Annotated in this window: 10 protein-coding genes; 3 read left to right on the top strand and 7 right to left on the bottom strand. The window is 52.1% G+C overall.

The features are described 5' to 3' along the window. The 3 genes from WKT13_RS12930 (at position 1) to WKT13_RS13370 (ending at position 3302) form a co-directional block, all read left to right on the top strand. Positions 1-621 (top strand): class I SAM-dependent methyltransferase, encoded by a 621-nt coding sequence (locus tag WKT13_RS12930; protein WP_195559047.1) that lies wholly within the window; start codon positions 1-3, stop codon positions 619-621. Positions 622-635: 14 nt separating this feature from the next. Beyond that, a complete protein-coding gene (locus WKT13_RS12925) occupies positions 636-2366 on the top strand; it encodes an ABC transporter ATP-binding protein (RefSeq protein ID WP_195559211.1) in 1731 nt (576 codons plus the stop codon). Positions 2367-2594: 228 nt separating this feature from the next. Next, positions 2595-3302, top strand: coding sequence for a hypothetical protein (locus WKT13_RS13370; RefSeq protein ID WP_420921147.1), 708 nt, complete (start codon positions 2595-2597; stop codon positions 3300-3302). Positions 3303-3313: 11 nt separating this feature from the next. On the opposite strand, the gene WKT13_RS12910 is transcribed toward WKT13_RS13370, so the two are convergent. From WKT13_RS12910 to WKT13_RS12880, 7 genes are all read right to left on the bottom strand, one after another. Beyond that, positions 3314-4747, bottom strand: coding sequence for an AAA family ATPase (locus WKT13_RS12910; RefSeq protein WP_025277667.1), 1434 nt, complete (start codon positions 4745-4747; stop codon positions 3314-3316). A 388-nt stretch (positions 4748-5135) separates the two neighbouring features. Then, on the bottom strand, positions 5136-6203 hold the full coding sequence (locus WKT13_RS12905) for a DUF6371 domain-containing protein (RefSeq protein ID WP_195559050.1): 1068 nt from the start codon (positions 6201-6203) through the stop codon (positions 5136-5138). Positions 6204-6367: 164 nt separating this feature from the next. Continuing rightward, complete coding sequence (locus tag WKT13_RS12900; protein ID WP_195559051.1) at positions 6368-7756, bottom strand: DUF3987 domain-containing protein; 1389 nt, start codon at positions 7754-7756, stop codon at positions 6368-6370. Then, positions 7749-8102: a helix-turn-helix domain-containing protein gene (locus WKT13_RS12895; RefSeq protein ID WP_025277659.1), complete on the bottom strand. Its 354-nt coding sequence runs from the start codon at positions 8100-8102 to the stop codon at positions 7749-7751. The genes WKT13_RS12900 and WKT13_RS12895 overlap by 8 nt, the downstream gene beginning before the upstream one ends. A 215-nt stretch (positions 8103-8317) precedes the next feature. Continuing rightward, positions 8318-9454: a DUF6043 family protein gene (locus WKT13_RS12890; RefSeq protein WP_071148973.1), complete on the bottom strand. Its 1137-nt coding sequence runs from the start codon at positions 9452-9454 to the stop codon at positions 8318-8320. A gap of 37 nt (positions 9455-9491) precedes the next feature. Further along, positions 9492-10823 (bottom strand): site-specific integrase, encoded by a 1332-nt coding sequence (locus WKT13_RS12885; protein WP_195559052.1) that lies wholly within the window; start codon positions 10821-10823, stop codon positions 9492-9494. A 20-nt stretch (positions 10824-10843) separates the two neighbouring features. Then, the gene (locus WKT13_RS12880; RefSeq protein ID WP_195559053.1) at positions 10844-12142 is read right to left on the bottom strand and encodes a site-specific integrase; all 1299 of its coding nucleotides are present in this window, start codon (positions 12140-12142) and stop codon (positions 10844-10846) included. Positions 12143-12371 lie beyond the last annotated feature (229 nt).

Raw genomic sequence — 12371 nt, 5'->3', positions numbered from 1 at the left:
ATGGGAAAAAAGAATTTCTTAAACAAGGTCTTGCAAAACACAAGCTGTCCACAAGGATTTTGGGGACGGATGATTTTGCGAGGGATGAATTGTTTTCATGCATCTTTGGCTAATCGTGGCATGATGCAAGTGGAATGGCAGCCTGAATGGAATGTGCTTGATATAGGCTGTGGCGGTGGTGCGAATTTGAAGCGTCTATTGAATTTATGTCCGAAAGGAAACATCTACGGCATAGACCTGTCAGAAGAAAGTGTTTCATTCGCCCAAAAGTACAATGCAAAAGACTTGGATAAAAGATGTTTCATACAACAAGGGGATGTCTGTTCCTTGCCTTATAAAGAAGAAGCGTTTGACGCTGTAACAGCTTTTGAAACAGTCTATTTCTGGTCGCCTATAAACAAGGCGTTGTCTGAGGTGGCGCGTGTACTCCGAAAGGGAGGCTGTTTTCTTATCAGTCTGGAAGCGAGCGACCCCGAGCAGGGAAAGATGTGGACGGAACGGATAGACGGAATGGTGGTTTATACTCCGACTGAATTAGAAGAGCGGTTGTATGAAGCCGGATTTTCATCCATCAGAACAATCCGTAAAAAGGACGAAATACATATTATATCACATAAATGAAAGGAGAACTGTATATGAACGCGATCAAAAACATTACCATAGGACATACCGAACGGCTTTACAAACCCGTCGGCTTCACCATGCTTGCCAACTTGGTGAACATCGTGCCGTTCTGTCTTTCCATAGAAGCGATACGCATCATTTTCAATGCTTTCGACGGAAGCGGACAGCCGCTCGACACCGCCCGTCTGTGGTGGATATTCGGCATCATGGCCGTTTATATGCTGGTCATGGCTTTGGCGGAAAGGGCAGCTTATCGCGCCAATTTCCGGGGAGCTTACGAGATGAGCGCTTCGGGACGTTTGTCGTTGGCGGAACACCTGCGAAAACTTTCATTAGGCTTTCTGTCAAGGCGTGACCCCGGCGATTTGTCCTCCATGCTTATTACGGACTTCATGATGGCAGAAACCGGCATCTCGCATCACCTGCCCCAACTGATGGGTGCGGTAGTGATGCCCGTATTGGCTTTTGCTTCCTTGATATGGATAGACTGGCGGATGGCGGTCAGCATGTTTGCCGCGTTGCCACTTGCTTTGCTCGTCCTGTGGGCAAGTACAAAGGCGCAACGGAAGCTGAGCGGCAGACAAATCCAGGCGAAGATAAACGCGGGAAACCGGTTGGAGGAATACTTGCAGGGCATCCGGGTGATGAAAGCCTACAATCTGTTGGGCGACCGTTTCGTCCGGCTGCGCGATGCCTTTGCCGAACTTCGCCGTGCCTGCATCCGTCAGGAAGCCCTGTTAGGGCCATTCGTCCTGTTGAGCATCACATTGGTACGTGCAGGGCTGACGATGATGGTGCTGTGCGGAACATACCTGCTGTTGGGAGGCCAACTTTCCATACTTGTGTTCGTGCTGTTTCTCGTGGTCGGTTCCCGTGTGTTCGACCCATTGACTTCTGCCCTGACCAATTTCACAGAGTTCCGATACTTTTCCATTGCAGGAGGACGTATCTTATCCTTGATGAACGAGCCTGAAATGAAAGGAGAACGGCAATCCCCGGCGGCAGGCGACATCCGGTTTGAGCACGTATCGTTTGCCTATCAGGATAAGGAAGTACTGCACGACATAACCGTCACGCTCCCAAAAAACTCCTTGACAGCTCTCGTAGGTCCTTCGGGAAGCGGGAAAAGCACGGTGATGAAACTTTGCGCCCGTTTCTACGACCCGCAACAGGGACGCATTTTCTTTGGTGGTGTACCGATGGACGAGATAGCTCCCGAAAGTCTGATGAGCCACATTTCTATGGTGTTCCAGGATGTCTATCTGTTTCAAGACACCATACGCAACAACATCCGTTTCGGCAAGACGAATGCGACGGACGAGGAAATCATTGCCGCCGCCAAGAAGGCCTGTTGCCACGACTTCATCATGCACTTGCCGCAAGGCTACGACACGATGGTTGGCGAAGGAGGCTGTACATTGTCCGGAGGCGAGAAACAACGCATATCCATTGCCCGTGCCATGCTGAAAGACGCACAAGTCATCCTGCTGGATGAAGCTACCGCCTCGCTCGACCCTGAAAACGAAGTGGAGGTACAACGAGCCATCGACTCGTTGATTAAAGGACGTACCGTCATTGCCATTGCCCACAGGCTCAAAACAATCAAGGATGCCGACCGGATAATCGTTTTGGATAACGGACGGATAGAGGAAGAAGGCACACACGATGGGCTTGTCAAAAAGGACGGACTTTATGCTCATTTGTGGAATATACAGGAAAGTATTTCCGGGTGGAAACTGTAGATAAAGATGTGTTAAATTGCAAACTTCGTTACCATCACTTCTGTATTGAATGTGCGGTGGCATTGGCTTACTGTATGAAGTCAGCATTATAATTGTCAGAAAATCTGAAAAGGAAACAATCACAATAGTATAAACATTTAATCAATTTCAAAATGAACAGATCAGAAAACTGTATTCTCTCTTTTTGGAAGAGATTTGCATCATCGGCACATCACTGCCGAACAGGATGTGTGGAATGGACTTTTTGCATTGCTCGCTTCAGCGAGAGAAGCCTATCTCCGGAATGTCGTTGACAGCGGCAAACTTTATCATCGCTTCGTGGATGACTTCATCAACAGTCACCGGTATATAGACTGTGACAATGTGGTCTGCCGGAATTGCCATGAGATGATTATCCATATAGTTCGAGGTATTCTGCATGATTATCAGGATTGTGTGCGAGAAAAGTTCGCTACCGAATCATTCTCATTGGATGATTGCATGGAACTGAAAAGGATGTATGACACATCTGAAATAAATAGTCCGGCATTTGCGTATGATGCGGATCCAATGGCGACCGCAGCTTCACTTTCATTCGAGTGTAATTTTTCGAAGGAACAGATGGCAGGTATTGTGTCTTGTGCCAATACTTACCATCTGTTCTGTGTTCCTACGGTTCGTATGGAGGATATGGAAACTCTTTTTGCCTGCGAGGAGGGCTTCCGTATTCAGGTAAATAACATCCGCCATGTGGCCGTGCTTTTCGACACTCTGCTCGGAAGGTCGTGCATACAGGCACACTGGCAGTCCATTCTTGAAAGAGGTAGATTTCTGGTTTCCAAGGATGGAAAACGGTTCGTGACCGCTTCGAGCCTGTCAACTGCCCTGTCTGCGGCAAGAATCCGTCCCACATCTGTCGTTTATGCTATCAGGACAATGATAGGCCGACTTCCGTAACAATAATATTCCTATGATTTGAAAAGGTCGTCCATGGTGACTTCACTGTGGACGATACTTTTATGTTTTCCGTCCACCACTCCGTATGTGGTGACAAATGTGATTACCAATGTCTTTCTGGTCTTTGTCGCCATACGGAATAATCCCATCCGTTCACGGAGTTTCATCTCGTAATTATCAGTGATGGCATAACGGTCAGTGCTGAACTTCATTTCGCACAAATGGATGATACGGTCTGCTCGCTCGATAATCATATCAATCTGGAAGCCAGGCATGTTTTTGTCAGAATCTGCCTTGCTTCTCCATGAGGATATGGCCGTTCCGACACCGGCTATTCCGAGTGCCGCCTTTATCTGCCGGTGATGTGCCAGACACACAAGTTCAAAACTGAGTCCCATCCATGCAGAGACGCTGCGGGAATCCATGTTGTTGCTCCACCACCTTTCATCCTTGGCATTGTTGGATTCTATGAACTTGTAATAAAACAATGTAAAGAAGTCCGTAAGCCTGAAAATGCTTCCTCGGGTCTTGCTCCCGAAATGTGACAGACGGGTTACGAAATCGCAGCGTTCAAGGTTCTTCAGTATCTTGCTTAAGAAAGAGCCTTCCAGACCTGTGGCTTTTGCTATGTCCTCCCTTGTCAGTCCGGACTTGTTCTCCGACAATAACTTGACTATTGATATATATGTGTCGGCATTGCTGAACAGGGCATTGTACAGTTCGTCGAATTCCCCTTTGAGATGGGCACCATCTGCAAAAAAGAGCCGGTCAATGTTCTGTGCAAGACTGTCAGAGGTATTCAGGAGGCTCAGGTAAAAGGGAACGCCGCCGAATATCATATAACATTGCAGAATCTGGTATCTGTCCCATCTGCAGTTGCGCTGCCTCAGATATTCTTCCGTCTCATGCAGATTGAACGGGGAAAGATGCAGGTTGCAGGTCACTCTTGCGTGCAATCCTCCCTGATTGGCTTCTATCTTGTCCGCCATCCATGATGTCGCCGATCCTGTGGCGATGAGCATGATGTCTGTACGCCTGTTGCCCCAGCCGTTCCAGAATGTTTCCAGGGCATTGACAAAATTCGACCTCTGCGTATCCATCCAAGGCATTTCATCAATGAATATGACTTTTTTCCGGTCTGAAGGCAATGTCTCCAGATAATCTTCAAGCGCATTGAAGGCATCATACCATGTCCCGGCTTTCGGCTGTCTTCTTTTCGAATGACGCTTGATCGCCCTCATGAAATTCTGTATCTGCACCGAAGCCGGAGTGTTGTGCTCGCCGACAAAGGTGAAATCATATTTATAGTTGAAGAACTTGTCTATGAGATATGTCTTACCGATACGCCTCCGTCCGCTGATGATGACAAATTCGGAGCGGTCTGATTCCAGACACCGCTGCAGTTCGTCACATTCCCTGTCTCGTGAAACCAGTTTGTCCTGCATAATATTTCCGTTTCCGCAAAGGTACTCAATCCATATGTGTCTGCCAAATTTCAAAGAGTGAGTTTGTACTTTATCTTATAAAATATTTGAGTAAAAGTACAAACTCACCAATACAACATAACACCGAGTTACTACTTTATCTATGATTTTTTATGAGATAAAGTAACGGTTCAGTATATAGTGGCATTCCATATTTGCCGGATGCCTTTCAGTTTTTCCCGGACAGGTTATGTGCCCAGCTTGCTGTTTTAAGTGGCACGCATCCCGCCGCCAAAAGGCGGTTGGGGTATTAGGCTCCCCCATAGGGTCTATTACTGGCACACGGGCAAGCCCGGAGATGAATCGGACTGGCAGGGGCGGATGGCGGAAAGGTATCTGATGTCAAATGTCATTCCACCCTCCCGGTATCCACCAGTTCGAGCCCGAAGGTGTCGATGAAGGTCTGCAACATGGGGTTGCGTTCTATCATCTTTGCGAGAATCATCTGCGGCGTGTCCTCCATCAGCAGGAAGTCGGCGATGTCCAGTCCCTGACTGCGCTGTACGTCGGTCGCTATTCTTTCCAACAGGTCGGAGCATGTGGCACGCCTGCATACGGGTTCCAGCATGGGCAGCCGCTGCCTCCATTCCTCCGTTGCCTTAAGGTCGGGGAAAAGAATCACCTCCCGTCCGTCCAATGCCTGCACCGCTTCGCCATTGAAGCACCCGTGTATCCCTCCGGTGGCAAGCCAGATGAAATCGGGAATGAAATGGGCGGCGACCAGTGCCGTCTTCTCGCTCTCGACAATGGCTACGGGCTTGGCGGACATGGCGGCGGAAGTGTCCGACAGCAGGTGCTCTCCGAACAGGCACTGCTTCATCCTGAAGTACGGCACCTTCCTTACGGAATGCACCCAGCTGACTTGGTTAAAAGGCTCCTTGATACGGTGTCCGGTTACGGCATCGTAGCCCATGATCTTGCCCGCACGCACGTTGCTGTTCCGGTCTATCTGCCAGAATACGGTCGCACCGCCCCACCTCCTTGAGGTACCGACCCTGTATAGGCTGAATAGCTTGTCCACATTCTCCTTGCCCATCACTTTGGTAAAGTATCGGTACAAGGGGTTGATGTCGTACCTGCGCATGGACTGCTCCACCCAATCAGAGGGAAGAAAAGAAATCCGTGGTTTCTGTTCGGGCAATGCTCTTGCTGGCGGTCTTGCAGCTATCGGTGTGCCGCCAAACCTTTCCTGCCCATTCAATCTTTCTTTGACAGCCGGGTTGTCCCGGAAGTATTCTTTCGGTGTGTAGTGGTAACCGCAACTGTTGATATGGTCGCACATGCCTACGCTGTCAGGGAAGGAAATCTCTCCCGCCTCGTCGATATAACGGGTGAAGCAGGCTTTCCTGCCGCACTCCGGACAGACGGTCTTACTGCCCGGCCTGTATTTCTGAAGATGGAATCTGTATTCGGTCATGATGCTCTCTTTTGTGGATTCCTGCAAGTGGAAACCGTCATTTGCAGTTTGCAGTTCCTGCAGTCTTGCAGGAAATACCTGTTTTTAGAACCCTGAAACTGCAAAACTGCAAAGACTGCAGGCTGCAACGAGGGGGTCATCCGTTGCAGTCTGGGGGTGACGGTTCATTGTCTGTCATCAGATTTTCCAGATTTATCATATGTGATCTTCTCATAATGCCCGGCCTTGGACTTCCGCAGCAGCCTGCTCCGGCACAGCTCCTTGAGGTAGTTCATCACCGTGCGCTCGCTGACATTCTGCAATTCCTTCCCAATGGCGATGGCAGTTTTCGTGTCGAACGTGTCCGGCAACAGCGACAGCAGCACCTTGGGCGGATCCTCGCACATGTCCTCCGCCACGAATGAGCGGATGCGGCGGTACGAGTCCTCGAAGTAGCCGTTCAGCCGGATGGCGGCCTTTACCGATGCCGTATCCACAGACTGCAGGTGGCTCTCGTCGATGGCATACCGCAACACCTGCATGAGCAGGGCCAGCCGTGCCACCTGCGCCGGATGCTTCATCTCGCGACTCTCCACTTGGGCGTCGTCCTCTATCCGGTTGATGCGTTCCACTTTCCTGTTCCACCAAGAGAAGAAATATTCCCTTGCCTCCCTGTCCATAGACAGCACATGGGGCATCCTTTCTTCCTCTCCCGTGTCATAGTCCAAGGCGAGTACCTTGCCAAGTATCTGTTCCCATCGTGCCGCCGCCATGGAAGCCCTGTCCTCCCCGCCATCATCCCAATCGGTCCATTTTGGCACTTCACGGGACTTGGGAAGCACGAACAGGATGCGGTCGAGCAGGCCGTTTTCCTCGAAGCCTTTCGTCAGCAGTTCATGCACACGCTTGGTCTGCGTGGTCCCGATGATGTTGATGCACGGCTGTTCAATATGCACAGGTATAGTGTCGCTGACCCTTGTCACATCCAGTGCCCCGCCGCTCCATGCCGTGAGCAGCTGCTCTATGAGTTGCCCGTTGGTGTAGCGGTTGGCGGAGTTGAACATGCCCATTATCTCGTCCACCAGAATGACCACGCTGCGGGGATTGCTGTTATGTGTCAGCAGTAGCGATTCCGGAGTGAAGTCGGAAACGACGGTGCGTCGCAGTACGGGCTTCCTGCCGCTCTCCCCGGCGGCCTTCCATGCCTCCAGTTCCGACTCATACGCCCTGAACAGGGCGTAGTCGTGCTTCCGTATGGGGCGGTATGCCGCCTCCAGCGGCGGTGTCTTGCCCAGTCCCGGCCTGCCCACGAGGATGATGTAGAGGGCGGCGTTGCTCTGCCACTCGCCTTTGATGCGGATACGGTAGGTGCCTCCCAATGCGGCCGATACCGCCGACAGCATGGCCGTCGCGATGAACTCGGTCTTGTAGTTCTCGTACCGGTCCATGTCGAGTATGACGGACTGCACGGCCTGCGGAAAGACATCCAGAGGGAAGCCTGTATCACAGACATGCTCCGCCTCCATGCGGATCATGTTGCACAGTTCAAGTCGGGTGTTTGTCATGTCAGCCATTTTTCTTCTTGCAATAGGATGTCACACTCTCGGACTTGCCTCCCGTCTGCACACGGCGGACATCCGATCTGGCATACATGTTCTTGTTGCCCACCTTGACGGGGACGAGGTAGCCGCGCTTCGCCCACAGGTTGAGCGTCCCCTCGCACACGTTCAGCAGCTCACGCACCTGTCTTGTGTTGAGCCATGTCTCTTCCGCCACACGCCGCATCTCCGCATTCAGTTCTTCCTGCCGGGCCGCCATCGTGCGCTGCACGATGGCCTCGGCAAACATCTTAAGGTCGGCTGGCGTGACTTCCAGTTTCACGTTCGCGCCCTGCTCAACCAGACTTTCTATGGTAATCATAAATATCAGTTTTGAATTTTGTGATGACCATCTTCAAAAGTTCCCTGATGCCCCGCTTCCGATGGCTTGTAAAAGAGAAGCACCGCCTATCCCCGGGAAGAGGATTGACGGTGCAAAAGTATATGCGAATTGAAACGGATTGATATATAATAATTTGTCTTAAATTGTCATGACAATTCAAGTCTGCATGTCCATGTAAAACGGCTCGTTTTGCCCTATCCGGCCACAGTTTCCGCTTCATCATCGGCAGCGATTTCTCTGATTTCCGCTGCCAGTGTCCGGTACAGGTCTCGGTTCTCGTCACTCTCGATAAGAGGTGCCATCTGATCTTTCCCGTCCTTGATGACATGCTTTGCCGCCTTCAGGAAGCCGACCGCCTGCCGTATGGCGCTCTCGCTTTTCAGCGAGGGCAGGTCGGGGAACTGCAATGCCATCCCCACGCTGTACTCCTTCGCGGCGTGCATCCCGGCCACCAGCCGCAGGTCTTTCAGCACATAGAACGGGAGTGCCTGATGGACGGCACTCGTGTTTATGGAAACGAAATTGCGGATGCATTGTATAACTGCCTCCTTGTTTCCGCACTTGAGATAATCTGCAAGCGGCCGCTCCTGTATCTTCTTCTTTCCTGCCTTCCGCTGTGTCTGTGGTGCCGTTCCGGTGACGGAACTTGTTGTCTCGGTCTGATTGTTTTCGGTATCATTACCTCCAATTTTGTCCTTTACGGACTGCAACGCCCATTCGCCGATGCCGCCTTTCTCAATGGCACTTTTCATGGCTAAATGCCTGTCCCAGTCCTCCTGCGTGCGGAAGCCATTCTTTATGGACACCTCGATAATCTGCCTGACGACAATGGAGCAGCCCATCCGCTCGGCGTTCCCTGCTTTGGGATGCCCAGCCTGCCTGCTGACCATGTCCACCATGGCCTCGAAACTCTTGCCGTAATACAGCCAGCTCAATACAAGAGGGGCGGACAGGGTCACGCGGCGTTTTCTCAGGCTCTGTCTGAAAATGTATCTCATCCTGCCCCAGAAGGAGGACGGAGGAGAAGTCGCATCCTCTTCCCTCTGTTTCCTGTAAAGTTCCACGATCTGCTCCGGCACCGCGTTCTCTTTAAAATGGAGGCCTATGTTCTCGAATCCGTCCGTGCTGTCGTCACACCATGATATCTGCCATTCCTTTTTGATGCCGGGCAGCTGCTTGAATATGGCCCGGCATACGGCAAGGTACTGCACCTCGTTCCCGTCCGCCATCATTTTCGCGAAGCGGGTGTATTCCTCCCTGTGTGCGTCCTTCCACTGGAGGATGTCCGCCTTGAACTGTTCGTATGTCTGTTTCTGCTCGTCCATATTCATATTGCATTGTCTGTGGAGGGGGGAAACAGGGAAATTATCAGTCCAGAAGGTTTACCAGTTCCTTCTTCATCTCGTCGTCAATCTTCCGGTACCGGGCAAAGGCACGGCTGCCCTCCGAATGTCCCGACATGGAGGCTATCAGGTTCGGGTCCTTGACCTGCCTGTAGAGGTTGCCGATGAAGGTCTTGCGTGCCGTATGGGTAGATGCCACCTCGTACAGGGGTCTTGCCACATCCTCCCTTGTCTTGGGGTCGAGTACTATGACCTTGCGGTCGATGCCCACATACTTGAGTATCTCCTTTATCTTCTTGTTGTAGCCGAAGTGCGAGAACCGGGGGAGCAGGGCGTTCTCCAGATCCTTGTAGCGTTCAAGTATCTCCCGTGCCTTTTGGTTGAGCGGTACACGCACCGTATTGGCATGCTCCATCTTCGTCTTCTGCGGGATGTACTCCACGAAACCGTCCACGATATTGGCCTTGGTCAGCCTGTTCAGGTCGCTCACGCGGCATCCTATCAGGCACTGGAACATGAAGATGTCACGATAGACCGGATAGGTTGCCCCCATGCCACTCAGGTCGGTGTAGTACACCCTGTCCCGCTCTTCGAGTGTCAGGTAGAACGGGTCGCCGTACATCGGCCGGGCAATCTGGTACTGGTCGAACGGGTTGTTCCTCGTCAGTCCGCGCTTGACGCACCACTTGATGACGGTGCGGATGCGGTAGAGGGAGCCCGACATGCTGTTCTCGGAACGCTTCTGTCCGACATCGCGGAGTTTCTCGTTCCGGTAGAATACGGGGTACATGTCCACATACTTGTGTTCCTCCTGCATCCACAGTTTGAAGTCCCTGATGTCGTCCGCCGTGACGGTATCGATGCACAGGTGGAAGCCTCTCTGGTGCAGCACCTCGTGGTGGAAACGCTCGTAGCGCAGTACCTTGTTGAGATTGTCGAGGTGGTGCTTGCGGCTTTCATCCGCAAGCGGTGTTTCCTCGACGTATTTCCGTATCTGGTACGAGAGCTGGTACTCGTCGGCCTTGTTGCCGCCCCTCGCGTTGATGCCGGGATGGTGGTATTCCTCTATCAGCCCCTTGAGCCAGCTGCCGTCCACGCCACGGTGGTACTCTTTCGTGATGAGATGGGTAATCTGCTGCACGTCCTTGTCGAAGCCCATCTTCTTCTCCTCCGACACCAGTGCCACGCGGGGCTTGTAGCCCTGCCGTTCCGGGCTCCAGTGGTTGGGATTGATGGACAGCTCGCTCGCGGCCTTGATGTCCACGCCGCCGATGTCCCGGACACGGAAATAGACCCGTGCCTGGTCGGTGATGTTGTTCTTGGCGGCGGTCTTTCGGATGAATGCAGTCACTTTCATATATATGTCCTCCTTTCTGTCTAGTCTATCATGTCCACAAGCCTGCGCTTCATGTCATCGTCTATCGTGCGGTAGCGGCTGAAAGCCCTGCTGCCCTCCACATGCCCCGACATGGAGGCTATCAGGTTTGGGTCGGGCACCTGCCTGTACAGGTTGCCCACGAAGGTCTTGCGTGCCGTATGGCTGGTGGCCACCTCGTACAGGGGCTTCTGCACGGTGTTGTAGCCGTGTGTGTCAAGGATGGTCACCGTCCTGTCTATGCCGCAACGCTTCAGCAGCTCCCGTATGCCGAGGTTGTAGGTGTGTATCTGCTTGAACGGGAACAGCCTGCCGGAATTGACATCGTAGCGTTCCAGTATCTTCAGTGCCTTCTCGTGCAGCGGCACCCTGACGGTCTTCGCCTGGCATTTCTTCGTCTTCTGAGGCATGTATTCCAGGAATCCGTCCTTGATGTTGGCCCTCGTGAGCCTGTAGAGGTCACCCACTCGGCAGCCGACATAGCAGTGGAACACGAAGATGTCCCGTATGACGGCCAGCTTCGGGCAGTCGCTCAAGTCCGCGTCATACAGGATATTCCTTTCTTCCGAAGTGAGGTAGAACGGGTCGCCGTAGGTGGGCTCCTTGCAGCCATAGAGGGCATAGACCTCGTTGTCGGAATACTTCATCTTCTTGCACCAGTGCAGGAAGGTGCAGAACAAATTCATGATGTTGATGACGGTCGTGCCGGAAAGCGGTCTCGGCCTGTGGTTGATGAGCAGGCGGGGAGCGTAGAAGTCGGGATGTTCCTGCCGCAGCTTGTACTCGTTCACGACATAATCCCTAAAATCGTTCATTTGCTCCAGCGTAACGGTCTCCACGAAGAGGGTGAAATCTACCTCGCCCAGTATTTCCCGACGGTAGTCGTGGTAGCGGGTCATCTTGCGCTCGAAGCGGACGATATGCTCCTTTGTCCTCTCCGCGCCGTCAAACTTCTCCAGATACTCGTGGACACGGGCTAGCAGATTCGGGTGGTTCCGCTCGAAGGCGCGAACAGGGTACAGCACATCCTCGATGACCTGCTTCATCCACCTGCTGTCCGCCTTGTCCGTGAAAGTTTTCTGCGCCCGCTCGATGATGGCGGCGATCTGTTCCGGCAGGCGTTTCTGCTCAGCGGCAGGCACGGTTGTCGTGCGCCTGTAGCTGAGGGTATCGGAATCCCAATACTTGTCCTGCACTTCAAGCAGGGAAACGACCTTTATGTCCACATTCCTATCCCTGACCCTGAAACAGATGTTCGAGGCCTCGGGGGAACACTTTTTCAGATAGACGGAAACTTTCATCGGCGTTGCTTTTTTCGGTTATGCGGCAAAGGTAAATAAATTCCCGTAAATGTTCCCATATATCCCGAAGAAACCTGCAACGAATTAAGACAAATTAAAAAGTCGTTCCCGAATCTGATACCGCATAAAATGCAGTATATCAACTGTTATATTTGCACTTGTTCAGCTCTTTTTTTCATTTCGGGCTGTATCAGACTTCCCAAATATCATATATTGCAGTTCCACCCTT

The organism is Prevotella sp. HCN-7019 (assembly GCF_037890215.1).
Classification (GTDB): domain Bacteria; phylum Bacteroidota; class Bacteroidia; order Bacteroidales; family Bacteroidaceae; genus Prevotella.
This window is presented reverse-complemented; position numbering and strand designations above follow the sequence as displayed.

Bases quoted from the DNA above. Each gene is read 5' to 3' on its own strand.
- WKT13_RS12910 (WP_025277667.1), bottom strand. From the start codon at position 4,747: ATGCAGGACAAACTGGTTTCACGAGACAGGGAATGTGACGAACTGCAG.
- WKT13_RS12930 (WP_195559047.1), top strand. From the start codon at position 1: ATGGGAAAAAAGAATTTCTTAAACAAGGTCTTGCAAAACACAAGCTGT.
- WKT13_RS12905 (WP_195559050.1), bottom strand. From the start codon at position 6,203: ATGACCGAATACAGATTCCATCTTCAGAAATACAGGCCGGGCAGTAAG.
- WKT13_RS12880 (WP_195559053.1), bottom strand. From the start codon at position 12,142: ATGAAAGTTTCCGTCTATCTGAAAAAGTGTTCCCCCGAGGCCTCGAAC.
- WKT13_RS12895 (WP_025277659.1), bottom strand. From the start codon at position 8,102: ATGATTACCATAGAAAGTCTGGTTGAGCAGGGCGCGAACGTGAAACTG.
- WKT13_RS12900 (WP_195559051.1), bottom strand. From the start codon at position 7,756: ATGGCTGACATGACAAACACCCGACTTGAACTGTGCAACATGATCCGC.
- WKT13_RS12890 (WP_071148973.1), bottom strand. From the start codon at position 9,454: ATGAATATGGACGAGCAGAAACAGACATACGAACAGTTCAAGGCGGAC.
- WKT13_RS12885 (WP_195559052.1), bottom strand. From the start codon at position 10,823: ATGAAAGTGACTGCATTCATCCGAAAGACCGCCGCCAAGAACAACATC.
- WKT13_RS12925 (WP_195559211.1), top strand. From the start codon at position 636: ATGAACGCGATCAAAAACATTACCATAGGACATACCGAACGGCTTTAC.